22 protein-coding genes and 1 pseudogene (1 of these 23 only partly in view) are annotated in these 25688 nt (G+C 47.1%); 18 read left to right on the plus strand and 5 right to left on the minus strand.

Going from position 1 to position 25688, the window contains the following annotated elements:
* Positions 1–28: 28 nt before the first annotated feature.
* The gene (locus SNR34_RS03070; RefSeq protein WP_486181104.1) at positions 29–1249 is read left to right on the plus strand and encodes a TraB/GumN family protein; all 1221 of its coding nucleotides are present in this window, start codon (positions 29–31) and stop codon (positions 1247–1249) included.
* A gap of 921 nt (positions 1250–2170) precedes the next feature.
* Positions 2171–4147 (plus strand): LamG domain-containing protein, encoded by a 1977-nt coding sequence (locus SNR34_RS03075; RefSeq protein WP_486181105.1) that lies wholly within the window; start codon positions 2171–2173, stop codon positions 4145–4147.
* On the opposite strand, the gene SNR34_RS03080 is transcribed toward SNR34_RS03075, so the two are convergent.
* Positions 4128–5975, minus strand: coding sequence for a LamG-like jellyroll fold domain-containing protein (locus SNR34_RS03080; RefSeq protein WP_486181106.1), 1848 nt, complete (start codon positions 5973–5975; stop codon positions 4128–4130). The genes SNR34_RS03075 and SNR34_RS03080 overlap by 20 nt on opposite strands.
* A 91-nt stretch (positions 5976–6066) precedes the next feature.
* On the opposite strand from SNR34_RS03080, the gene SNR34_RS03085 reads away from it, so the two are divergent.
* From SNR34_RS03085 to SNR34_RS03135, 11 genes are all read left to right on the plus strand, one after another.
* Positions 6067–7077 carry an NAD-dependent 4,6-dehydratase LegB gene (locus SNR34_RS03085; protein WP_486181107.1) on the plus strand — a complete coding sequence of 337 codons (1011 nt, stop codon included), beginning with the start codon at positions 6067–6069 and terminating at the stop codon, positions 7075–7077.
* Entirely contained in the window at positions 7074–8258 is a 1185-nt protein-coding gene (locus SNR34_RS03090; RefSeq protein ID WP_486181108.1) for a LegC family aminotransferase, read from the plus strand. Before SNR34_RS03085 ends, SNR34_RS03090 begins: the two co-directional genes overlap by 4 nt.
* Before the next feature lie 12 nt (positions 8259–8270).
* Positions 8271–9431, plus strand: a complete 1161-nt coding sequence (neuC, locus tag SNR34_RS03095; protein WP_486181109.1) for a UDP-N-acetylglucosamine 2-epimerase — start codon at positions 8271–8273, stop codon at positions 9429–9431.
* Positions 9428–10513, plus strand: coding sequence for an N-acetylneuraminate synthase (neuB, locus tag SNR34_RS03100; RefSeq protein ID WP_486181110.1), 1086 nt, complete (start codon positions 9428–9430; stop codon positions 10511–10513). The genes neuC and neuB overlap by 4 nt, the downstream gene beginning before the upstream one ends.
* A 26-nt stretch (positions 10514–10539) precedes the next feature.
* Positions 10540–11847, plus strand: coding sequence for an aminotransferase class III-fold pyridoxal phosphate-dependent enzyme (locus SNR34_RS03105; protein WP_486181111.1), 1308 nt, complete (start codon positions 10540–10542; stop codon positions 11845–11847).
* Between the two features lie 16 nt (positions 11848–11863).
* Positions 11864–12973: a nucleotidyltransferase family protein gene (locus SNR34_RS03110; RefSeq protein WP_486181112.1), complete on the plus strand. Its 1110-nt coding sequence runs from the start codon at positions 11864–11866 to the stop codon at positions 12971–12973.
* Positions 12936–13700: an acylneuraminate cytidylyltransferase family protein gene (locus SNR34_RS03115; protein WP_486181113.1), complete on the plus strand. Its 765-nt coding sequence runs from the start codon at positions 12936–12938 to the stop codon at positions 13698–13700. The genes SNR34_RS03110 and SNR34_RS03115 overlap by 38 nt, the downstream gene beginning before the upstream one ends.
* The gene (locus SNR34_RS03120; RefSeq protein ID WP_486181114.1) at positions 13693–14430 is read left to right on the plus strand and encodes a class I SAM-dependent methyltransferase; all 738 of its coding nucleotides are present in this window, start codon (positions 13693–13695) and stop codon (positions 14428–14430) included. The genes SNR34_RS03115 and SNR34_RS03120 overlap by 8 nt, the downstream gene beginning before the upstream one ends.
* Positions 14431–14449: 19 nt before the next feature.
* Complete coding sequence (locus tag SNR34_RS03125; RefSeq protein WP_486181115.1) at positions 14450–15265, plus strand: SDR family oxidoreductase; 816 nt, start codon at positions 14450–14452, stop codon at positions 15263–15265.
* Positions 15259–15957 carry an acetyltransferase gene (locus tag SNR34_RS03130; protein WP_486181116.1) on the plus strand — a complete coding sequence of 233 codons (699 nt, stop codon included), beginning with the start codon at positions 15259–15261 and terminating at the stop codon, positions 15955–15957. The genes SNR34_RS03125 and SNR34_RS03130 overlap by 7 nt, the downstream gene beginning before the upstream one ends.
* A gap of 143 nt (positions 15958–16100) precedes the next feature.
* Complete coding sequence (locus SNR34_RS03135; protein ID WP_486181117.1) at positions 16101–16520, plus strand: hypothetical protein; 420 nt, start codon at positions 16101–16103, stop codon at positions 16518–16520.
* Between the two features lie 346 nt (positions 16521–16866).
* On the opposite strand, the gene SNR34_RS03140 is transcribed toward SNR34_RS03135, so the two are convergent.
* Complete coding sequence (locus tag SNR34_RS03140; protein ID WP_339275924.1) at positions 16867–17367, minus strand: MarR family winged helix-turn-helix transcriptional regulator; 501 nt, start codon at positions 17365–17367, stop codon at positions 16867–16869.
* Between the two features lie 172 nt (positions 17368–17539).
* On the opposite strand from SNR34_RS03140, the gene SNR34_RS03145 reads away from it, so the two are divergent.
* Entirely contained in the window at positions 17540–17680 is a 141-nt protein-coding gene (locus tag SNR34_RS03145) for a hypothetical protein (RefSeq protein ID WP_236417447.1), read from the plus strand.
* Between the two features lie 193 nt (positions 17681–17873).
* On the plus strand, positions 17874–18320 hold the full coding sequence (locus SNR34_RS03150) for an SgcJ/EcaC family oxidoreductase (protein WP_236417445.1): 447 nt from the start codon (positions 17874–17876) through the stop codon (positions 18318–18320).
* Between the two features lie 422 nt (positions 18321–18742).
* On the opposite strand, the gene SNR34_RS03155 is transcribed toward SNR34_RS03150, so the two are convergent.
* The 3 genes from SNR34_RS03155 to SNR34_RS03165 form a co-directional block, all read right to left on the minus strand.
* Positions 18743–20080, minus strand: coding sequence for a sulfatase family protein (locus tag SNR34_RS03155; RefSeq protein WP_486181118.1), 1338 nt, complete (start codon positions 20078–20080; stop codon positions 18743–18745).
* Positions 20081–20107: 27 nt separating this feature from the next.
* The gene (locus tag SNR34_RS03160) at positions 20108–21664 is read right to left on the minus strand and encodes a PTS transporter subunit EIIC (protein ID WP_486181119.1); all 1557 of its coding nucleotides are present in this window, start codon (positions 21662–21664) and stop codon (positions 20108–20110) included.
* Between the two features lie 202 nt (positions 21665–21866).
* Complete coding sequence (locus SNR34_RS03165; RefSeq protein ID WP_236417440.1) at positions 21867–22694, minus strand: PRD domain-containing protein; 828 nt, start codon at positions 22692–22694, stop codon at positions 21867–21869.
* A 283-nt stretch (positions 22695–22977) separates the two neighbouring features.
* On the opposite strand from SNR34_RS03165, the gene SNR34_RS03170 reads away from it, so the two are divergent.
* The 3 genes and pseudogenes from SNR34_RS03170 to SNR34_RS03180 all read left to right on the plus strand — a co-directional run.
* Positions 22978–23478 carry a PTS sugar transporter subunit IIA gene (locus SNR34_RS03170; RefSeq protein ID WP_236417439.1) on the plus strand — a complete coding sequence of 167 codons (501 nt, stop codon included), beginning with the start codon at positions 22978–22980 and terminating at the stop codon, positions 23476–23478.
* Positions 23479–23740: 262 nt separating this feature from the next.
* Positions 23741–23856, plus strand: a pseudogene (locus SNR34_RS03175) (IS200/IS605 family transposase); the annotation flags it as partial.
* Between the two features lie 180 nt (positions 23857–24036).
* Positions 24037–25688, plus strand: the 5' portion of a protein-coding gene (locus SNR34_RS03180; protein ID WP_486181120.1) for an immunoglobulin-like domain-containing protein. The gene runs 451 nt beyond the window's last position; the window shows 1652 of its 2103 coding nt (coding positions 1–1652); it begins with the start codon at positions 24037–24039; the stop codon falls past the right edge of the window.

Consider the following 25688-nt stretch of genomic DNA (forward strand, 5'->3'; position numbering starts at 1 on the left):
CTATATATTTTAAAGGAGAATACATATTATGAAAAACTGGAAACGCATGCTCTTGTCACTAACCATCTCGGTCGGTTTGCTCGCATCTGCAGTGCCGGCGATGGCCGCGCCGCAGCAGACATCGGTGAAAGTGAATGACGAAACGGTTGAATACACTGTTGGTGCACCGGTTAACGATAAAGGAACAACGCTTGTGCCGCTGCGCTCCACACTGGATGCCATGGACGTGAAGCTGACGACGGCAACGGATGATACGATTACAGCCGTGGTTAACGGCAAGACGATTACGCTGAAAAGCAAGCTTACGCGTATCAATGGCGTAACGTACGCGCCGATCCGCATCGTTGGAGACGCTGCAGGTTACGAAGTTAACTGGGATGCGAAGACGCGTACGGTATTGTTGGTTTCCAAAGGCGGGGCAACAGAAACCGTTCAGACCGGCGGACGCGGTTTTATGTGGGAAGTCGAAAGCAACGGCAACACCGTATATCTGGTAGGCTCGATGCATATTGCGGATGATAGCTTCTATCCGTTGCGTAAAGAATTTGAAGAGGCATTTGCCGAAGCGGATTACTTGGGCGTAGAGGTCGATATCAGCAAAGCGGCGGATGAAGCTCAACAGAAACTGGTGCTCGATCTGGGATCGTACCAAGATGGCACAACGCTGAAGGACCACATCTCCAGCGAGACGTACGCTCAACTGGGAGAGATTTTGAAGAAAAACGGAATGGAGCCGAATGCACTGGATACCTTCAAGCCATGGGTTGTGGAGAGCACGCTGGCAAGCCTAAAATCCATGAAAGCCGGTTATGAAGCTTCCGCTGGAGTAGACCTGTACTTCATTCAGAAAGCGATCGAGCGCAAACTTCCGGTTATCGAACTGGAGTCGTATGAATCCCAACTGGGCATGTTCAATAACTTCTCGAAAGAGCTGCAAGAAAAAACGCTGAAAGTAACATTGGACAATTTCGACGTGCTGGATGACAGCGTGGATCAAATGGCTGAAATGTGGAAGACAGGCAACGACGAGCAGCTGCTGGAGCTGACGAACAGCTTCTCCGATGACGAGGAATACAACAAAGCGATGCTGATTGACCGGAACATCGGCATGGCCGACAAGATCGACGGATACTTGAAAAACGGCAAAGGCGAGGAATATTTCATTGTAGTCGGTGCAGCGCACTACCTGGGCGATCACGGGATTGTGAAGCTGCTGGAGGATAAAGGGTATAAAGTAGAGCGGAAATAAGTATTCACTTAATGTTGACAAATAGAATTTCTCTTTAATTTTTTTGAAATTTGGATTAGAAAAAAAGGCTCATTCATTGAGCCTTTTTTTATGTTTTGCGAACTCATGACCTGAGATAATTTCTTTTATAGAACAGTCTATATTATCGAACTCTGAACGAAGGATATGTCCTTCAAAATGGAGAGGAAGCATTTACAAAAATTATTGAAGAAGCTAGGTTATTTTGCAAATGAGGTTCATATCTAGAAAAACCATCAGAACTATTCCTCGGAGTAGATTATAGTCAAGTTGGTTACCTCTGTACTCCCATAGTTAGCATTCCATTTGCCAGCAATAGTGGAGACGGAATACACTTTGCACTCTTAACGGATCTTCAAGTGGTTGTCATTTTTCATCATCAGTAAACGAGTACACAATTGAGATGACTGAAAGTACAAGTATAGGAAAGGAGAAGAAAAATCAGTTTCGGATCCTCCACAAGTAATCGATGATTCTAATCAAACCGGTTTTGAAAACGAAGGAGACAGTGGGAATAATTCTATCAGTCCTGCTGAATCAACACATTTTTGATTCCTCGTTTTTCCACTGACGCGGATGCCGGTGTACATCAGGGTTTTCACGATCACCATATCCTAAAAATTCTTTGCATTCCAGACCACCTCATAGTATCATTTTAACTCATCTTCAGTCGGGACATAGGGTGACTTTTAAATGCTTTTGCACTTCGATTTCAAGCTTAATTCTTAGATGCTGAACCGGCTTTTAAGATAAGCAGAATCAAGTCAATCAGCCCGCAAACTGATTTCACGTCGGAAGTTTCGGAACAGGTAAAATGGCCGTAAGATACCGCTTATACATCTGCATAATTTTATCTAGACAGAATACGTATGATTATAATCATGTATTAAAATGAGGTGAAATATGCTAGGTGGAGGCTATCTTTCTTTCGCAGGGAAGGGCATTATGCTTGTTCAGTCTCATTTTCACGAGGCTCCTAATCACTTCACATATGAATTTTGGGTGAAGCCTGAAGCGGAAATTATGCTGCCTCTCCAGAATGTAACCGGTACAGAAGGGATGCAAGGACAGAGGTATGTTATCGGCGCTCAAAATGCGGGCGACGTCAATCAGGCCGGAGTAGGCGTTTCTGTCGGCACAAATGGAATTGCTGTCTTTGAGCATACCATAAACCATTTACCGCCGGTACTTGTTTACCCCACTGAAATTCTTGACTGGGTTCACATTGCAATCGTATATGAAGAGAAGACGCCCTACCTGTATATCAACGGAGAATTACGTAAAATAGGGTTTACCAGCTATAAATCCATAGTGTACCCTTGCGGTGTGATGGGTGCTCTTCCGCCCTACGGTTATTATACCGGTGCTTTAGACGATTTGCGTATCTGGAAAACAGCCCTGAGCAAGGAGCAGATTACAGCTTTCATGCATGTGGAACTGACAGGTGCTGAAGACGGATTAGTCGGATGCTGGTCTTTTAACGAACAGACTCCGAATGCTGCATTGGATTGTACGAATAATAAGTATCACGGAACGCTTCAGGGGACACAGTATCGTGTCCGGCATACCGTAGGAGCATTGCGGTGGGAGGGAAGGTACCCGAAATTTATAACTGACAATCTTGATTATTTGGAAAGATATCTCTTCACCGGCGACGACCGTGAACAGGTACGCCAAATTGTACGGAATACGAGATGGACCGGTTATCAAACAGATGTGCTTATGTTGTTCAATGTATATCGTAACGACTATTGTCAATTATATGCTCCTGTAGCGGATGCATTGGTAAGGCAAGGACGCTCCGTTTCGCTTGCCGTGCCCCGGGAAGAAGCCAACGAGCGATCAACTTTTCATCCAAATGTGGCCATCAAAGCGCTCCAGGATATAACGGCGTCCCAATCAATCCTGCAGCTGGCGAATGAATACTATAAAGAGTACCTGGCCCCGGCATTATCCCAGTGGTTTCTTGCCGAAGGGTTACCGACTAAATATCAGACATACCTGAAACAATATTACAGGCAGTATGCAGCTGATTTTATGACCATGACGGCTTTGTTACATGAAATAAAACCGAAGATGGTTTATGCACTGCATTTTATATCTGAACCAGGATATCTCGACGCTATTCGCAACATGAGTGAACAAAATCCAATTCGTATATTCCTTATGCAGCACGGCTTTCTATTCGGGGATGAAGTCGATAGTCATGATTTTAAAGGGGCCGACCAAGTGCTGTTATGGGGAGACTACCATAAAAGGTTTCTGGATCATAAAACCGACGCACGAGCATCCATCTCTGTTGGAAATCCGAAGCTGGAATATGTGTATGAGCAGTTCAAGCTTAAGCCGAATTGGACTGCGGCCCCTAACATATCGAGAGTTTTGTATATTTCCTCCGATTCGCCTCAGCGCAGCAAGAAAAGTAAAGAAAACCTGGAATTAGCCATAGAGGCGTTTAACTCCATATCCGGGATTGAAGTCACTTATAAATTGCATCCTGTGGAGAGCATAACTGATTATGACGAATATGTGAGCCAAAATCGGATTGCTCATCAGCAATTATCTACACGGCATATGAACGAATTATTCTTGGAAACGGATCTTGTGGTCGGAGACAATTCCTCCTCCGTATTTGAGGCTGCGGCTTTGGGGATTCCTGTCATACAAATATTTCTTTCTCACCACAATGAGACTCATCTCGTATTTACGCGAGCCGCATCAGCCCAAACCCTTAACAGTATCATTCAAAAAGTAATTACGGATTCTTCATATAGGGAAAGTTTGCTCAATAACCAAAAGCAATGGACGGATCAAATGTTCGGAGAAATAGAGGGCAGTACACAAAGGGTCGTCAACACCATTATGAGATTTCTTTCTTAATTGCTTGTATTGCCCCGATAAATTGCTGTGCCCTGGCGTGCCAAGTATGCGCAGGCACCCATTGAGCTGCCGCATTTGCAATCAATTGCAGCTGGTCGGGCTGCTCTAACAGTCTTCCGATTCGTTCGGAAATGTTTTGATTCCGGTATGGGATCAGCAGAATGTTCTTTCCATCCTGAAAATTCTCATCCAAAAACTGGTTGGAGTCGGTTAAACTAACCGCACCTGCCTGCATGGCGGTAAAAATACGCTCATGTGCGCCGTACACAAGATTAGCTAATACATTTAAAACGATCTTCGAATCATACATGTGAGCTTGTAGTGTTTTAAGGCTTACAGGCTCACGATATTTTATATTCTTTCGGTTCGGAAACTCCCTTGGATTATCTGTAAAGATAGTCATCGGCAAGCCACTCAACATTTCGACGATCTCCAGCCTTCTTCGTCCTCGAATATACATATCAACTTTCTGCAGAAGTTGAACCAGCCTGCTGTCTTGAGTGTAATTAAACGGGAGCCCGTGAATCCGAAATGTTTGTTCACAGATCTCCAGAAGAGAATAATCGTATTGATACATAGACCGTTCCGCGATCTCGTCTAATATTGCACCGTATTGAAGATCCTGCTTCCACCATTGCCGCTGTTGATCAGGGCCTAAGGACGTACCTGCAAAGAGCAGATCTATGCTTCGCTCACTCATGTCTTTCACCGATGTTGACGGCAGCTTATTCAGTGCCGGCTGCGGAGAGAATAGCTTTAGTGAACTGTTATTAAAATACTTTTCGAGATAGCGAATATGTTCTCTATCCACGCAGGCAATGATAAGTTGTGGCAGATTTCGTTCGAACGGGATGCGATCAACGTGGAACATGGGATGGTCGACCAAATAGCACAAAAAGGGAACTGGCAGCAGACCTGCATATAAACTGCCACGAAGCTGATCGATCCCGTGGCCATTCATTCCAACAATTAATTCAAGGTCCTGCTGCATGAGCAAGTTATCCAATTTTGCTTGTGCAGTGGGCTGAAGTAGATCGATCACTTCGACAATATAATCCGACTGTATCAAAGCTTTTGTCAAATCAAAAGCGAAATGCCTGGTGGCATCATAAGCGCTAGACTCGATAATTACCCCGATACGCCCTTTATTAAAGGTACGGCCAGGCACCCAATTTGCCCCGAGAACATGTGCAATATCGCCATTAGCGACCTGACTGGACTCCACAATCCCGTTTCCATCGTCCAATCTCCAATAACCGGCTAGACCCGGCTCATCTCCCCGCAGCTGGCTATGCATGGATAGAGCAATCTCCTGCTCCGTCCGTGCAACATTCCACAAACGTACTTCGTCGAGTCCCCCAATGAAAAATCCATAGGGTAAAAGTCCGCCGAATGCGGCAGAAGCATGCACACTTGCTATCGCGCTTGGACCACCTACTTGAACCAGCTTTCCATTTATATAAAGATATGGGGTTCTCCGACTGTAGACAACCGCAATATGCGTCCATCCGGAAATGGGAGATGGATGGACCAGCACAGCAGGTAAATGGCAGTAGGTATGCTCATAGATGGAGACACCGTTCGTGCCCACGGATACACCTATTCCGGCTTGACCGGGATCCAGGCCGTGCCCGGGAGCGATCACGTAACGTTTACCGCTGATACCGTCTGTGCCACTTAAACTCGGAAGGTCGATATGATGCTCGGCCGCCGGGTTGACCCAGAATTCATACGTAAAATCATTGTAAATGTGCTCAAGAAAGGACTTCGCCTTGATGGTATCTTGAAAAGAGAAATAATAGTAACCTGCTCCCATCCAACTGTACAAGCTGTTCCCTCCACAACGTGTTAGAATCCGTGAACGCACATCCCACAGGTGATTCATAGTATGTAATGCACAAATACTGGGGGAGGGCGTAATGACAATGAATTCGGAGAGGATACTAGTAACAGGGGCTGACGGTTTCATTGGTTCCCATCTGACGGAAGCGCTCGTGAGGAAAGGCCATCGGGTGAAGGCCCTTGTGTTCTATAATTCGTTTCACCAGTGGGGCTGGCTCGATGATGTTTCACCGGAGATACGTGATGAGATAGAGGTATACTCGGGTGATATTCGTGATTACCAGACTGTCAGGGAAGCCATGCGCGGGATGGAGACCGTGTATCATTTGGCGGCGCTTATCTCGATCCCGTATTCATATCAAGCCCCGGAATCTTATTTGGACACGAATGTGAAAGGCACCTTTCAGGCTCTGCAAGCAGCCAGAGAGCACTCTGTGAGCAGATTCATTCATACTTCTACAAGTGAAGTGTATGGCACAGCACAGTTTGTTCCCATTCATGAGCGTCATCCTCTACATCCCCAATCCCCATATGCAGCCTCCAAATCCGGTGCAGACCAGATTGCGCTTTCTTATTTCCACACCTATCAATTGCCAGTCACTATTGTACGTCCATTCAATACGTACGGCCCGCGGCAATCGGCTAGGGCCGTCATTCCGGCCATCATCACGCAAATCGCCAGCGGCAGCGGGAACATTCGATTAGGGGACCTGACACCAACCCGAGATTTCAACTATATTAAGGACACGGTCAGCGGTTTCATCGCAGCGGGACAGTCAAAACAGACCATCGGTGAAACAGTCAACATCGGCAGTAATTTTGAAATATCCGTCGGTGATACCGCCAAGCTCATTGCCGAGGTCATGAATGCACAGATTGAAATTAAGCAGGATCCTCAGCGAATGCGCCCAAGCTCAAGTGAAGTGCATAGATTATGGGCCGATAACAGTAAGCTGAAGCAGTTAACCGGGTGGGTGCCAGCCTACGGCGAAATAGAGGGACTCAAGCGAGGGCTTGCGGAGACGGCGGAGTGGTTTACGAATCCGGCGAATTTACAGAGATATAAACAGGGATTGTACCAAATATGAGAAAACAGGCCGATATCGCACAAGTTCTGAAAGCGATCAACCACGTGATTACAATGAAGTCGTCTGCAGTCCCCCTGCACGAGCCCCTTTTGGGAGGCAATGAATGGAAGTATGTGAAGGAGTGTCTGGATTCTGGCTGGATTTCCTCGGCCGGCCGCTATGTGATGGAACTGGAAGAGCGGATTAGAGAGTTTACAGGTGTAAAGCATGCGATAGCTGTAAATAGCGGGACTGCTGCATTACATGCGGCACTGCTGGCGGCAGGAGTCTCCGGCAATGACGAAGTACTGCTGCCTGCTCTCACCTTCGTAGCAACAGCTAACGCGATTCAATACTGCGGAGCGGTGCCCCATTTTGTTGACGTTGAGGAACGATCGCTCGGAGTTGATCCACACAAGCTGAGAGCGTATTTACAGGATATTGCCGTATTCAGCCAAGACCGCTGGATAAACAAAAATACAGGCCGCCGACTCAAGGCTCTGGTTGTCATGCACACATTCGGTCATCCTGCCGATATGGAGGCACTTATTGCACTGTGCGAAGCCTATTCTTTAGAGCTTATAGAGGATGCGGCACAGGCGCTGGGTTCGTATTACAAAGGGCAGCATGTAGGCGGATTTGGGAGAATCTCAGCGATCAGCTTTAACGGGAACAAGATTGTAACTACAGGAGGCGGAGGAGCCGTTCTGACAAACGATGAATCGCTCGCCCGGTGGGTAAGGCACGTTACAACAACCGCCAAGCTGCCGCATCCATGGGCATACGAACATGACCAGCTTGGATACAATTACCGGATGCCCAATCTTAATGCAGCTTTAGGCTGTGCTCAATTGGAGCAGCTTCCTGATTTTATCGCAAGAAAGCGAAAGCTTGCACATGCTTACAAGGCTGCTTTCTCTACTGTACTGGGGGTAAAGCTGTATACTGAAGCAGGTTATGCACGCAGCAATTACTGGTTAAACGCCCTTATCCTGCAGGAGGCAGACCGTGGGGTCCGCGATGAAATCCTGAAACAAACCCATGCACAGGGACTCATGACCAGGCCATGCTGGAAGCTGCTGCATAGATTACGGATATACACGAACTCACCAAGAATGGATCTTTCGATCTCGGAGCAGTTGGAACAAAGGATTATTAATCTTCCGAGTAGTGTAAGCTTGGTAGCCGGAGAAAGGGCGTAAGGAGAGCTGGCATTGAAAATCGGTGTAGTAACAGGTACTAGAGCAGAGTACGGACTGCTTAGGGGTTTTATGAGTGAGGTTCTACAAGATGCGGATTTAACGCTTATGACCTTCGTAACAGGAACACATTTATCTGCCAAGTACGGGCTAACATTTAAGTGGATCGAACGGGATGGTTTTCACATTCATGCTCGCATTCCGATAGACTTAGCCGATAATACGCCTTTGGGAATTGCCTCGGCCATGGCGCAAGGAGTGAGCGGCTTATCCGCGGCTATCGCCGAAGCAAGGCCCGATGTAATCGTCATTCTGGGCGATCGCTTTGAAGCCTTGGCCGCCGCGCAAGCAGCCATGCTGCTGAATGTGCCGATTGCGCATATTCATGGCGGGGAGATTACGGAAGGTGCAGTCGATAATGCCATCCGCCATGCGATTACGAAGCTGGCGCATGTGCACTTCACCGCCGCCGAGCCTTATCGGCGGAGAGTCATACAGATGGGGGAGAATCCAGCCATCGTGTTCAATGTCGGTTCGCTGGGGGTTGACCATATCCGTGAATACGTACCTGTTAGCCGTTCCCAGCTGGAGCAGGCCTTGGGCCAACGTTTGAATGAGCCGTTTTTTCTGGTTACTCTTCACCCGGAAACACTGAATCCGCAGCGAAACGAATTGCTTGTTCGTTCACTCGTTGAAGCTTTCGAACAGTTCCCGGAAGCTTACAAGGTGATCACGATGCCTAATGCGGATGCAGGCAGTCAGCAAATCAACGAGCTGCTGCTTGACTATGCCCGACGCAATCCGAAGAAAGTAAAGTCGGTTCCTTCACTGAATGAGCTATATCTGAGCGCAATGTATCACTGTACAGCGGTCCTTGGCAATTCGTCCAGCGGTATTATAGAAGCTCCCGCGATGCAAAAGCCCTCCATTAATATTGGTGACCGTCAAAAGGGAAGGCTTCGAGCGGATTCCATTCTTGATGTGAACATCAATGCAGCCGAGATTGCAGAAGCCATCCGAACGGCGATGTCGGATGCTTTTCTTGAAAGGTTGAAGACGATGACGCCGCCATATGGCAGTGGACGAACCGCTTTTACGATTAAAGAAATCATCAAGAAGACTTCCCTTCAGCCGCTTCTAGTCAAAAGCTTTTATGACCTGGAGGTGAAGAATTGAACAGAACCTACATCATTGCGGAAGCGGGGGTTAATCATAACGGCTCTTTGGAAAGGGCAATGGAATTAATCGATGCGGCTAAGTGCGCAGGAGCGGATGCGGTTAAGTTCCAAACGTTCAAGGCTCTTCAAATCGCAGCTCCCTATGCGATGAAAGCCGATTATCAGAGACGCCAAACCGGCGATGACACATCACAGCTTTCGATGCTTCGAGCGCTTGAGTTAACTGAAGAAATGCATGACCGTCTGATTGCTTACAGCATGGAAAAACGTATTGGTTTTCTCTCGACCCCCTTTGATCTTTCTAGCGTGAACTTACTGGTTCATAAGTATAATCTTCCGCGCTTGAAATCGTCCTCGGGAGAAATCACCAATGCTCCCTTGCTACTTGCTATGGCAAGCTCCAAAAAACCGATCATTTTATCTACAGGCATGTGCTTGCTCGGCGACATTGAGGCTGCGTTAGGAGTGATTGCTTACGGATATTTAAATTGGGCGGCGAGCGGAATCAGTCCATCGATAAAAGCATTTCAAGAGGCTTATCGTTCCGATGAGGGTCAACTCCTGCTTCAGCAACGAGTTACGCTTCTGCATTGTACAACAGAGTATCCTTCTCCTGTCGAGGAGGTTCATTTGCGCATGATGAATACACTCGCTTCTGCTTTTCGTTTGCAAGTGGGTTATTCCGACCATACGCTCGGCATCACCGTGCCGATTGCCGCAGTTGCAAGAGGAGCTGCAGTGATCGAAAAGCATCTAACATTGGATCGCTCCCTCCCGGGACCGGATCATGCGGGCTCCTTGGAGCCTGAGGAATTCTCAGCTATGACGAAGGCGATTCGCGAAGTGGAAGCCGCCCTGGGCTCAAATGTGAAACGACCATTGGCAGCAGAAATCGTAAATGTCGAGGCTGTTCGGAAGAGTGTAGTGGCTGCCAAGCCGATTCATACCGGAGAACCTTTTACATCAGAGAATCTTACTGTCAAGCGTGCCGGCAGAGGAATTTCAGCGATGCGCTACTTTGATCTGATTGGCAAAACGGCAACACGTGACTACGAGCAGGATGAACGAATTGAAGGATGATGGCTCATTGAAAAGGGGTGGACACGATGCACGGGAATCAGCTGTGGAATAAAGCCAAGCAGATTATTCCCGGCGGCAATCAGCTGTTATCCAAACGAAGCGAACGGTTCCTCCCTGATCTGTGGCCTGCTTATTACAAGCGTGCAAAAGGCTGTGAAGTATGGGATCTCGAGGATAGGCATTACTACGATTTCGCCCAGATGGGAGTGGGAACCTGCATTCTAGGATATGCAGATGACGACGTCAACGAAGCGGTACATGAAGCCATGCTTCATGGTTCGATGTGCACTTTAAATTGCTATGAGGAAGTTGAACTGGCGGAGAGATTAATCGCCTTGCATCCATGGTCCGAACAGGTCCGATTCGCACGAACCGGCGGGGAAGCCTGCGCAATTGCCGTTCGGATTGCCCGTGCTGCGACCGGTAAAAACAAGGTAGCGATATGCGGATATCATGGCTGGCATGACTGGTATTTATCTGCGAATCATGCGGACACGGACCAACTGGACACGATGCTGCTGCCTGGCTTAGCGCCACGGGGTGTCCCCCGTGACTTGAAGGGAACCGTACTGCCGTTCTACTATAATCAGCTTGACCAGCTAGAGAAGCTTACAGCTGAACACGGAAATGATATCGGCGTGATTATAATGGAGCCCAGAAGAGAGACGGAGCCTGCCCCCGGTTTTTTGGAAGGAGTCAGAAAAGCAGCCGACAAGATTGGAGCTGTCCTGATATTTGATGAGATCACGTCCGGATTTCGTATGAATGTTGGCGGGATTCATTTAACGATGGGAGTAAAACCTGATATGGCTGTGTTCGGCAAGGCACTTGGCAACGGAATTCCGATTACTGCCGTGCTTGGAACTAAAGCGGTAATGGATGCTGCCCAGGAGAGCTTTATCAGCTCCACTTTTTGGACCGAGCGAACCGGATACGCAGCCGCCCTGGCTGTGTTAACAAAAATGGAAATGTTAGACGTGCCGTCGCAATTAATCCGGGCAGGGAAGAGAGTGGCGGACATTTGGACCAGCGCTTCGAAGCTGCACGAGATTCCCGTGCAAATTTCGGGCATTGCCCCGCTGCTGCACGCTGCATTTCGTACAGAATCCGCAGAGGCGGTTCAGACCTTATTTACACAGGAAATGCTGGAGAAAGGCATCTTGGCAGGAGCTTCTGTGTATTCGACCTTGTCTTATTCAGATGAAATATTAGATTTATATGAAGCGCGTCTTCATGAAGTTTTCGAGTTGCTTAAGCAGGCACTGGCGACGAATTCGGTGATGCAGAGGCTGAAGTCTTCGATTGCCCATGCAGGATTTAAAAGACTGACTTGAGCAAGGAGGGAGGGAAATGGAAGAAGGCAGCGATAAGCAGGGGCCATTGAAGAAGCATATGCTCACACGGCGATCTACCATAAGGGAAGCCTTGGAAACGATTGAACGTACTGGGGAAGAGATTGCTTTAATAGGCGAAGAAGGGAAGCTGTATGGGATTGTTACCGACAGTGACGTTCGCAAGGGCATGCTTAAAGGAGCAACCATGCAAGATCCAGTTGATCGTATAGTCAATAAAAGCTACATTTATGCTTTTAATGACGAACCAAAAGAATGGGTCTGGCAGCGGATGACCGAGCTTCATATTCGTCAAATGCCGATCATTAACCGGAGAAGGGAAATCGTTGATCTACTGCTCATGAACCGCCGCACTTCGTCTCCTGAGATGTCAACAATTCCTGTATTGATCATGGCCGGCGGCTTGGGCACGAGGCTGAGACCGCTAACGGATCAAATTCCTAAACCGATGGTTCACGTAGGCGGCAAGCCGCTTTTGCATACCTTGATTGAGCGCCTTCAACTAGAAGGCTTTCGGGAAGTGATCTTGTCCATTCATTATCGCAAAGAGGAAATTCAGCAGTATTTTGGAGCTGGTGAAGCCTATGGCGTTCATATACGTTATGTTGACGAGCAGAAGCGAATGGGTACAGCCGGGGCGATTCGATTAGCGAGTCAGCTGCTTCAACAACCTTTTTTAGTGATCAATGGCGACATCATGACGAAGCTGAATTTCCGCCGATTTATGAGCTTTCATTTACAACAGCAGGCATCGCTCACGATCGCATCCGTTCCTTATGAGTTCCGGGTACCATACGGAGTCATTGAATCAAACGAGGCGAGGGTCAAGTATATAACAGAGAAGCCGCTTTATCAGTTCCTTGTAAGTGCTGGGATGTATTGTGTGAATCCTGGCCTGATACATTATATACCTGAAAATGAATACTTTGATATGACCCAGCTTATTGAAGCCGCATTGGCGAACAGTGAGCCGGTTGTTCATTTTCCCATTCATGAATATTGGCTGGACATTGGCAGAATGCCAGATTACAAGAAAGCCAATGAAGACTATAAGCTGATTTTTGAAAAATATGATTCCCAAAGGTGTGCAGACGATGATCGAGGGTAAACGTGTCCTTGTGATCGTACCTGCAAGAAGCGGTTCCAAGGGATTGCCTGGTAAAAATATGATGCCGCTTCTCGGCAAACCGCTTCTTGCATGGCCCATTGAAACAGCTCTCGCCTCCCGTTATGTCGATAAGGTTGTTGTATCCACGGATAGTGAGAGTTACGCTTCTTATGCAAGGAGCTGCGGTGCGCATATTCCGGTGCTGCGCCCCGCATCGCTGGCTACGGATCAAGCCTCCAGTTCGGATGTAGTTGTCCATATGCTTCAACTGCTGGCACAGGCCGGCGAGTCATATGAGATACTGGTACTCCTTGAACCAACCTCTCCATTAACGGAGGCCAATGATGTGGATCACGCGTTGGAAAAGCTAATCCAATGTGGGCAGAGAGCCACTGCGATTGTCGGTGTTGGAGTCATAACGGCAGCCCATCCGGAATTTGCGATGGCTATCACCGACCAGGGATATCTTAGGCCCTATCAAACTATATCAAGGATGCCTGGAAGAAGGCAGGATATCACGCCACTGTATCATTTGGACGGTTCTTTATACATTTCATTTACATCCTCTTTTTTACAGCACCGAACCTTTTACCATGAACGAACCCTTCCTTTCATTATGCCTAAATGGAAGGGACTTGAGATTGATGACTGGGTTGATTTCATTTGCGTGGAAGCTATTCTGGCGCATAAAAACAAGTGGACTAATGGAGGAACCTGCGATGCATGAAGATCAATACATTTCAGCATTGAAGAAAGACGGCAGCTTTGTCATTGACAAATTCAATTCGTTTGTCGGCTTCAAGTCGGAGCAGCAGAAGTTTCTTGAGCAGATTCTTGAAGAGAACAACGTACAAATGGAGAATGCGGCAGACATAGCCTGTGCAAGCGGGGCTTTAACCTATTGGCTCAGTAAAAAGTATCCGGAAGCACGCTTCACGATGGCCGACCTGAATGACGATTTGATAGAAGAGGCCAAGAAGGTGAATCAAGGAGATCAGTTTTCGTATTATGTTCAGAATATCTATGATCTTTCCGAGCTAAAGGACAATGAATACGATGCAACCTTTTGCTGGCAAACGCTGCTATGTCTTGAGGATCCCCAGCAAGCTTTGGAAGAATTAATACGGATTACACGAAAGAGCGGGAGAATCTATATCAGCTCCTTATTTGATCCTGTTCATGACGTAGACATCTATGCCAGAATGATTGATCTCACAAGGAAATCCGGTGGGGAGGGCCATTATACCCCATATAATACGTTCAGCATGTCAACAATCCGGAAATGGCTAAGCGCCAAGGTAGAGGAAATAAAGCTGTATCCTTTCAACATAAATATCGATTTGCCGGATATTCATAAAGGACTAGGCACCTATACGGTCCGGCTGGAGAACGGGGAACGCCGTCAATTCTCAGGCAGCTTGCATCTGAATTGGGGAATCCTTGAAATAGTGAAGTAAGGGAGGCAGCCGGGATATTATGTTTCAGTCGGATTGTCTGATGCAAAAGGTGGCCGTCGTTACAGGCGGTACAGGAATGCTGGGCAGTCATTACTGTCAAGCGTTAGCCGCCTCAGGGGCCAAGGTCATTATTGCAGACTTGCATCAAGAAGCTTGTGAAGCTTTAGCAAAACGGATTCATCTTAGCCATCCTTCCTCACCCGAACCAGTCGGTCTGGCTGTGGATTTAGCGGAAGAGGACCATATTCGAGCCTGGGCGCAACGAATACATGAGATAGTGCCAGCGGGTGCGGATATCATCGTAAACAATGCGGCAGTGAAGTCTCCGAATTTCTTTGAACCACTGGAGTCGTATTCCTTAGTGGACTGGAATTTCGTTATGAATGTGAATGTGACAGCGATGTTTCTGGTAGTGCGCGAGCTTGGACCAAGCATGGCGGCAAAGGGCAAAGGCAGCATCATAAATATAAGCTCAATTTACGGTCTGGTGGGACCGGACCAACGAATTTATGAAGGCTCTTGGTACGAGGAGCTGGGCGGGCCGATCAATACACCATTAATATACTCCGTATCCAAGGGGGCTGTCATTGCCATGACGCGTTATCTGGCCACGTATTGGGGCCATAAAGGCATTCGCACGAATGCGATAACACCGGGGGGCGTGGCTTCAGGACAGAATACGAGCTTTACTGAGCGATACAGCGCGAAGGTCCCGCTTGGCCGGATGGCTCATGCGGACGAATTAATTGGTGCACTGCTTTTTCTGGCCTCTGATGCTTCCTCCTATGTGAACGGCCATAACCTGATTGTCGACGGTGGATGGACGGCATGGTAGCACTCGAGAAGCCGAAACTCCCAAAACCGATATTCATTATAGGAAGCGGGGGACAGGCAAGGGAGACGGTGCAGCTAATTATGGATATCAACCGTGCCTTTCCCCGGTGGGTGATCATGGGATATATTGATGAACGTATACAGCTTCATGGTGATATCATTTATGGCTATCCCGTCATCGGGAACATTGACTGTTTGCGGGAGCACTTAACTTCAGGGAGCCGAATCATCTGTGCAATTGGCCACCCAAAATCGCGTTTCAACGCCATACAACAGGTGGTGGCAGCAATACCCGAGGCCAAGTTTGCCACCTTAGTTCATCCAACAGCAGTTATCGGAGATGATCTCGAAATAGGGGAAGGGACCGTTGTAGGCGCACATGCAGTGCTTACAACGAATGTCCGTATCGGTAACCATGTGCTCGTAAACTATGGCGCTACGGTTAGTCATGATTCGGTCATTGAATCCTATGCATCCATACTGCCAGGTTGCAATATATCGGGGAACACGGTAATTGGAGAAGGAGCCTTAATAGGCGCTGGTACGGTGGTCATTCAACAGAAATCTGTTGGCTGTTGGGCAACAGTGGGGGCAGGTTCTGTTGTGGTGAAACCCATTCCGGATTTTTCCAAATCCTATGGCGTTCCAGCTAAAGTGGTGGAGGAATTGGGAGATAGTAACTCAGAGTGTTAATATCATTTTTATCGAACAAGGCTGCCAGATCGGCAGCCTGTTCAGCTTACGGGAAAAAGATTTTAAAGTGCTAAGGTTAGCACAGCAATGGGGTTGTATGGGTTAACTGCATCATGGCCTCCTATCATATAAAGAGTATACCCATGAGAGTAATTGGGTGTGCATCAATATCTGGAAGCGATTGGGGTTCGGGTGTATCTGCTTACGCTTCTGCTGCTTCATCTATGACGGCAGCTCCACAGGGTAGCGGGAATTACCATACTTTTGCTCTCGATACCATTTCATGGTTTAATCAAGCTAGCGATGTCTTAAAGGAATCTTATACACGAATTGATACAGTTGGAGGATATAATGATATTTCAAAATTATACAAGGTTAAAGAAGAAAATAGAATTGATCTAAGCAATTCAGCTTGGAATCTTCAAGCATTTCCACTCTTGGGATATAAATCAAATCTTAATAAAAATCAAAAAGGGAATCTTGAGAAATTGCTAAGATTAGAATATGACACAGACAGCGATAAGTCGCTTCAACTTTATAAATATTGGACCATTTCTGTGTAGATGAGCTATATCTTTATCTTATGATAGCAAACTACTTGAATGTCCATTTCGATACTTGGGCGACCATGGGATTGTGAAGCTGCTGGAGGATAAAGGGTACAAAGTGGAGCGGAGATAAATAATAAAAGGGCCGATATGGATAAATATCGTCCCTTTTGTTTTTTGAAGATAACAGGTTTATAAACCTGTTATTTTTGCATATTTAGGTGCCCATTCAGGCGTGTTTATATATTCATTTAAAACTTTCTGAGGGCTCCTTCATTTCTCTAAACCAACGACGCCCGCTTTGTTTTCGAGATAATTATTTTCTGGCTGGTGCTTCTGGAGCACTAGCCTTTTTTTACGGTTAATTGCTGTTGGAATCTTCCTGATTCTTCAATTTATCCATTTCAGCAAGCGTCATTTCGTTGCACTGGCGGATGAATTCAAGGATCAGAGACGTTTGCTGCTCATCGTACCGCGACAGGATCTGAAGTGTGGACTGCATAACCGATTGGAACAGAGGGGAAATTTCGGCGGAACGCCCTTCCGCAGGCTTGACCACCACCCGTCTACGATCGTTCGGATCTTTATCTCTGGTGACATAGCCGGCCTGCTCTAACCGATCGATAACATTGGTCACGGCGCCTGTCGTCAAACCGGTTAATTGGGCCAATTGTCCGGCGGTTACGGCACCAGTACGGTTTAAAAAGTCCAGACACTTGTGATCGGTCGCATTCAACCCCAATTTTTCCGAAATGAGCTGGTGAAGCATAACGGCTCGCGCGCTGTTTTGGCGCAATTCGTAAAGCAAAGCCTGTTGCGATGGAGATAGGTCATGAAACTCTAGGGAATTGCCTCTTGACATAGCGAAACCTCCAATATAAGATTAAATTATCTTAATCAATTAAGATATATAATGAATTAAGAAAATAAGTCAATTAAGAATTTTATGAAGTCAGTATATCACAATGCCAAATGACCGCAAAATATTTTTGACGAAGAACGGAGCAATTGGGGAATGGGGACGGCCGATTCACGTGTCAACCAGCCTGGTTCACGCCAACAAGCTGAATGAATCCGCTAACCTGACAGCCAAAGCGGCTTTGCACGGCTTCAGCCGCATGTTGGCGGTGGAGCTGGCAGCGGGATATTTTATAACGTGGGCATACCTGAACTGACGTGATCGGAATGGGTAACGCACGTGTTGCCGCAACAGATGCTCAATGATATGCGCGATCGTTTCCGACAGGACGATCGGGCACCCCGATGACGTCGCGAATCTGATCCTTTATCTGGGACGCCGCGAACAGTTTTGTCAATGGTGAAGAAATCCGCGTTACCGGCGGAAAATAACAATGAGGTGCGTGCATAATGATGGAAAATCGCAATGTACAGGGTGTAAGCGAGATCGAATATTTGTTTGAGAAGCTGAAGCTGGCCTGGGACAGAGGGGATGGAGAGGCATATGGGGCCTGTTTCACGGAAGATGCCGACTATGTCACGTTTCAGGGGGAGCATCTGCAAGGGAGAAAAGCGATTGCCGATACGCATCAGCAGCTTTGGAACAGCGTGCTGAGAGGATCGACTTTGGAAGGCGAGATTAAGAAGATTCATTTCATTACGCCGGAGTTCGCCATTTTTCATGGATTGGGTACGGTCAAACTTAGATGGCAAAAGACAGCGCCGAAGAAAAGAGACTCCATTAACACGAATGTCGCCGTTAAACAAAACGGCGAGTGGAAAATAGCCTCTTTCCAGAATAGTCGAATTTCGGGTCCGGGCCTTATGCAAAAAATATTTACGAAACTCAGCAAGTAACCCCTGCCTGTAGAGAGAAAGAGACGCATTGTTCGAAACCAGTGGATCGTCAACGGGGAAGTTTATCAGCATACGCCGACCTTTGTCGTCAAAGAAGGCGAGACCATTAAAACGACCTTTATCAATATAAGTTTATCGGAGTATCCGATGCACCGTCAGACCTGAGAATGATATTTTAAGAAGACAGCCGGTTAATTCGTGAACTGCACCCCAATTGTTTAGACACCATCTAACAATCGAAGGTGCAGTTTTTTTGTCCAAATTTAATTTAGACTTGAAGATAGAAGCTATTCATCAATATTTATCAGGAATGAAGGGATTAAAAGCATTGCGAAATCCTTAGGTATTGATCATGAAGTCCTCCGTAATAAAGACGGTCTGTCTTCTTGGAAAGTACGTCGAGTCGATAGACGTTTTTCTTATTATTTGTTTCCTGGAATATATGCTCTGCCGTAACGGGCTTCCTCCGCCCATTTTGCCGATTCGATGCCTTCAACCGGACCGTGAAGCAGCGGGTCGTCAGTAGAGGACATCCATTGTTCCACTTTGGTACGAAGTTCCCGGGCTATCTCAGCATAATCGGGGTCGTCGATCAAATTGGTATATTCAAGCGGGTCCTTCTCCAGATCATACAGCTCCTCAGGCTCGTTGGGGACATAGAACTCTTCACGGACATCCGGCCCTGAGATGCTGCGGTGAATATCGACAGGCATATAGATTTTCGGCCCGTCCTCGAAGTTTTTTACATATTTATAACGACTTGTTCGGATGCCGCGCATCGGATGGTATTTATCGTGCCAGGTCAGCTCGCAGAAGAAATCGTTACGCACAGGTTTCTTTTCTTCTCGCAGCAACGAAGCAAAGCTTCTGCCGTCAATGTCTGCAGGGATTCCGGCGTCCGCCAGCTCCAGCAGGGTCGGCATGATATCGATATTGCATAACAGCTCATTAATGACCCGGCCTCCTTCGATGAGCTTGGGGCTGTACATAATAAGCGCCGTTTCCAGTCCGGCATCCTTCATCGTGCCTTTGGCACGCGGGAATGCGATTCCGTGGTCTGTGGTGTATACGACAATTGTGTTATCCTCTAGCCCTGTCTCTTTTAAGGTGCGCATTATGCGGCCCACCGCTTCATCCAGCACTTTAACGGAACCGTGAAACTGTGCCAAATCCTTGCGGATATTTTCCGTGTCCGGAAGATAGGGAGGAACCTGAACCTGGCTGATATCGTCCTTGACATTGTCGTACTCGTCAAAGGAGCGGTGAGTCTCCCAAAAGCCGATATTGGCGAAAAAGGGCTGTCCCTCCGGTTCGTTTGCTTTTTTCTGTAAAAATTCAATGGCCGTTTCGGCCACCTGAGGAGCTCTGGAACCCTCGATCCCCAGATAGTTTTGATAACCCAGCTTGTAAGTGGAGCTGTACGTTCCTTTTTCCTCTTCACCTATAGTTTCATGGCTGAAGCCGATAAGCGTTGTGTCATACCCGGCCTCATTCATGGCCATCGGCAGTGTAGTTTGATCTTCCCCGATATGAAAATTTAAATGAGCCAAGCCGATCAGGCCGTTGTTATGCGGATATTTGCCTGTCAGAATGCTGCCTCTGCTGGGACTGCACTGTGGAGCAGGGCAGTAGTACTCGTCAAATTTAACCCCTTCCGCAGCGAGACGGTCCAGCTCCGGGGTTGGGACCTGATGTCCGTAACAGCTGAGATAACGACCGGTATCATGAGATATCATGAAAACAATATTAGGTTTACTCATCTTAACAAGCTCCTTTTTTCTTTATCTTTATTCTCCCATTAATTCCTCAATTTCCGTTTTGATCACGGCCACATGCGGGCCGTAAATCACCTGTACCCCTTTACCGCGGATAATGACTCCACTGGCTCCGGTTTGTTTTAGCTGCTCTTCCGATACCTGTCCCTCTTGATGTACGGTAACGCGCAGGCGGGTTGCACAGCAGTCCAGATCTTCGATGTTGCTATTGCCGCCCAGTGCGGCCAGGATGCGGCCGGCCTGATTGTCGGTGGAAGCACCCGCATTCGTAGGTTCTTCCTGATCCGCTGCGTTTCCAGCATCTTCTCTCCCAGGTGTTTTTAAATCCAACTTTTTAATGAGGATACGGAACGTAAAGTAGTACAGGAAGAAGAAAGCTATGCCCGCAATCGGAATGAGAACCCAGTTCGTTTTTTCATCGCCCTGAAGAATACCGAATAGCGTAAAGTCAATGAGTCCCGCAGAGAACGTCATGCCAATGGTAATGTTCAGCATGTGAGCAACCATATACGCAAGACCCCAATATGCGGCATGGATTACGAACAGGATCGGAGCGACAAAGAGAAATGCAAACTCCAAAGGTTCGGTGATGCCTGTCAAAAAGGATGTGATCGCACCGGTAAGCAGCAGGCCGAACACTTTTTTCTTGTTTTCCGGTTTGGCGCAGTGATACATGGCCAGTGCCGCACCCAGCATGCCAAACATCATGGTCAGATATTTGCCGCTCATAAAGCGCGCAGTGCCGACAAAATAGTGCTGTGTGGCCGGATCTGCCAACTGGGCGAAGAAGATGTTTTGCGCTCCCTGCACCTGGGTTCCGTTAACCATCATGGAGCCGCCAAGCGCTGTCTGCCAGAATGGGAGGTAAAAAATGTGGTGAAGCCCCAAGGGGCCGAGCAGCTTGACAATAAAGCCGAACAGAAATGTTCCGAAATAACCTGTGCGGTCCACGAGACCGCCAAGCCCGGCAATGCCCGATTGGATCGGCGGCCAAATGAAGAACATCAGGAGACCGAGCAATACGGCGGAGAAAGAGGTGATAATGGGCACAAATCTTGACCCGCTGAAAAATCCCAGCCACTGCGGCAGTTTGACCTTGCCGAATCTTTTGTGCAGAACATAAGTTAACAGGCCGACAATGACACCGCCGAACACACCGGTCTGGAGTGTTTGAATCCCCAGAATCATCGCCTGCCCGACGTCGGCCAGCTTTTCTTTTGCCAATGTCCCGGAAATGACGAGCAGGGCGTTCATGGAAGCGTTCATGACGAGATAAGAGAGCACTGCTGCCAGCCCCGCAACGCCTTTGTCGCTTTTCGCCAGCCCTACGGCAATGCCGACAGCGAAGATGATCGGCAGGTTGCTGAAAATGATTTGGCCGGCATAGCTCATGATGACAAAAATCGCCTGCAGCCACACTTGATCCAGAAACGGATAATTGCTGATCGTGTTCGGATTGGAGAAGGCTCCCCCGATACCCAGCAGCAGTCCGGCTGCTGGCAGAACAGCGATAGGTAGCATTATGGCCTTGCCAAAAACCTGGAACCGGCTGAACAGATTTTTAAACATAATATCCCCCTCTTTTCATTCTGGGGATTAGTTTCTGATTCCATGCTTTTGGGCAACAAAAAAAGACCTAAAATGCCGAAGGTATACCTGTACCTTATAAGCATTCTAGGTCTTGCCTGCATAACCAGTCACAATCCCCTGTATGTGATTGACGTTTGAATGAGCCCATTGTAAACGGTTTATTTTCATTCGTCAACAAATTTTATACATCTTCAAGAATTCTCTGCAGATGCAGGGCGATGTATGCCATTTCCGATTCCGGAAACTCGATACGATACTTTTGCTGCAAATATTCAGCTGCCTTTTTGGCTGCTTTAAAGCCATGCTTGTACGTTTTTTTGATCATTTTCAGCATGTCCTTATCCAGGGTGTGAAAGGGCTTTTGGTCATAAAAACGGCTGAGTGCCAATTCCAGGTGAGTGAGTAGGCGATGGTATGAGATGCTGTCTTGATCAATATCCGCGCCCAGTTCCTCCAGCATGATTCCGACTGTCTCCTGGATGATGATCGTTTTCTTGATGGATTTTTCAATATGCGAGTTTTCCATCTTGGCCGTATGGATATGCAGGGCGATATAGGCGGCCTCATCCTCCGGGAATTCAATACCAAAGGCGTCTTTAATCTGTTCCAAGGACCACAGTCCGATTTTGTACTCCGTACCGTACAGCAGCCTGATCTCGTTCAGCAGCTTGTTCCTCACCTGAATGCCATTCCTGGAACGTTCAATGGCGAAGGACAGATGGTCAGTCAGCGCAATATGAATATGGTTATTCAGACTCATGCCCAACACCTGTTCGGCGTGTGAGATAATTTTTTCTCCCATGGCGATATGGGATTCGGGTACAGAGCTTAACAACTGCTGAAATTTTTTGCTTTCTTCCTTCAGCACAAAGGTTTTCTCAATTTTAGCCGGGTCGATCAAGTCATTCTTGCCTTTTTGGAACGCGATGCCCGGACCCATGATGATCTTTTCTTCATCACCTTCCTTCACCACAACGGCATTGTTGTTTAAAACACGGTTGATTTTCATATCATTTCTCCAATCCACTTTCACAGCTCTGAAACTTAAAATTTTGTGGTTCTGATTGTATCAATACTTCTACGTGAAGTCATCCTCAAAATTTTTTGAGTTCGTTGCACTATATCTGCAATCATTGACAGGCAGGCAGAAATTAATTAGTATAGTGGCATAAATTAATGATGCGGGATTGTGACTGTTTAGCAGGCAAGACCTAAAATTTGGTACGGACAACTTTCCGCACTGAATTTTGGGTTTTTTTTATTTCCCGGACGACTACAAGGAGGAGATACAGATGCTGTCATTTTTCAAAAAGGATAAAACAATCAAGGAGCTTGCTGTAATGGCTCCTATTACAGGACAGGTTGTCGGCCTTGAACAGGTGCCTGACCCAGCCTTTGCCGGCAAAATGATGGGTGAGGGAGCGGCCATTGCACCGGTGGAAGGTAAAATGTATGCTCCGTTTGACGGAAAAATTGCGCAGCTTATTAAATCCAAGCATGCTATCATTCTGGAGCATGAGTCCGGGGCGCAGGTGCTTATTCATGTGGGAATCGACACTGTTTCTTTGAAAGGGTCTGCATTCTCCCCGGCCGTTCAAACAGGGGATAAAGTGAAGCAGGGCCAGTTGATGATGGAATTTGATATGGATATGATCCGTAAAGCGGGTCTGCCGGTCATTACTCCCGTAATTGTTCCTGACGGAATCGATGCGGTTCAAGCCGTTCAGGTTCATGAGGGCAGTGGCGTAACAGCAGGAAGAGACACCATAATGACGATTAAACTGGGAAAATAAAACTGGCGGCTGGAATTTTATTATGAATCCGCCGAGAGAGCGATTCCAAGCATAGACCCACCTCACGAGTAAGGTGGATGAGTCTTTGCGTTCCATTGGGGGGCCGGTTCCAACAGCTTCAGTACAGATTGGGGCTGTCCTTCTTCCGTTAAAACCGATACTCAAATACCTCAATTGAAGGAATCAGTAATGGGGACTTCGATGCTAAAGGCACAGCCTCAAGAGCGGAAGCATTGCAACTTATGAGGAAAAAGTAGCTTAATTGATATTTGATCGACATGTGCATCTAAAGTATCGGTATGGGAATCGGAAATGTTGGTGCAAAGGATTTTACGTGGATACCCTTGAAGGAACAAGAAAGTGATTGAAGAGGGCATCTCGCGATAGTTATCCATTTTGGAAGATGCAACGGAGGGCTATATGAGGGCTAGATTTGAGCTGACTTTTAAAAATTCGCTTGATCTACAAAAGAAAAGCAGGGCAACCGATATATATATGCTACCTAACTTTGCTTTAAACAGAAGCGTGGCATTATAACATCTTATGGAGGTCATCTGCTTGAAATTGCCCAAAAAAGCTTCATTACTTTTATCTGTTCTTCTGTTATCACCTATGGTACTGTCACCGACTAGCATCTACAATTTTAATGGATCAGGTAACATCGCCTTTGCGGCTGAACCGCAGGCTAATTCAATTACCATTACAGGACCAGGTGTATTTTCGCCTAATCGTGAGTTACAACTGACTGCGAGCGGCACGATGAATAATGGCACAATTACAGATATCAGTTCAACCGCTACTTGGAATTCCGACAACGAAGCTGTTGCAACAGTGTCTCCTGGAGGAATTGTAACGGGGGTAACGGAGGGGACCGCCAATATTACCGCATCACGTGATGGGAAAATCTCTGATACGTTCCCTGTCACAGTAACTTGGGCAACATACCAAAAGCTACAAGAAACCAAGGACTCATTAGAATTACCATTCACCGGTGGTCAAACTAAGGATAATGTCACCTCAAGTATCGATTTACCTACTCAGATGGAGAATGTATTTTTGTCCTGGTCTTCATCTGACACAACGATTATTGCAAACAATGGTAACGTTAAACGTCCTCCATACATTGGTGGGGATAAACAAGTTACGCTCACGGCTACACTTCAAGCTGGAAGTGAAGCTCCAGTAACGAAGGTGTTTACTCTTAACGTTGTTAGAGCAGAACCTACCCCAGAGGATAAGCTTCGTGAAGCCTTGGATGAGTTGCAGATCGGTTATTATAATGGAGACACGGCCGATGGGGTTAGAAGTTCAGTTGTTCGGTTGCCTATTGGAGGGAAATATGGATCGTCCATATCATGGGTATCAAGCGACCCGGAGATAATTACTTCCAATGGTAGGGTGTACCGGACGTTAGACGATACGGATCATGTCGTTAAATTGACTGCAAGAGTATATGTGGATGGGGTGTTTGAAACTCGTGACTTCATCCTTAACGTTAAACATATAAATAGAGATAAAATAATTACTTCGTTTGCTCTTGATGACCATGTTGGAGTTATAGATGAAGATAACAAAACAATCACGTTCAACATACCTAGGGGTGCATCTGACAAATCCATGATTGTTACTTATACTGCAAAAGCATTACAGGTTCTCGATAATGGGATTATGATGACTAGTGGGGTATACAACATTTATCCGTTCTTCGTTAAAGATTACAGTGTCACTGCTACTGATGAAATGCTGAATCCTGTACACTACAAGTTGGTATTTACAGGCGGATCCACAGCACCGACGCCAGCGCCAACACCGACGCCAGAGCCAGCACCAACGCCAACGCCAACACCGACGCCAGCGTCAACACCAACGCCAGCGCCAACACCGACGCCAGAGCCAGCACCAACGCCAGCGCCAACACCGACGCCAGAGCCAACACCAACGCCAGTACCAGCACCGACGCCAGAGCCAGCACTGACGCCAGTGCCAACACCGACGCCAGTGCCAACACCGACTCCATTACCTGCGCCAACGACAACGGATAACGCTTTTAGAAAAGACGTATTTAAGCCTGGCATCAGTGCTACTCAGGTACTGGAATCAAAAATTAACGATGCTCTTAAAAGTCAAGGCAACGCTTTTAAGCCGGTTGATATAGAAAATCATTGGGCCAAACAAACCATTGATATTTTCACTAAATTGAACATCATTAA

The sequence above is a fragment of the Paenibacillus sp. XP01 genome (assembly GCF_057364885.1).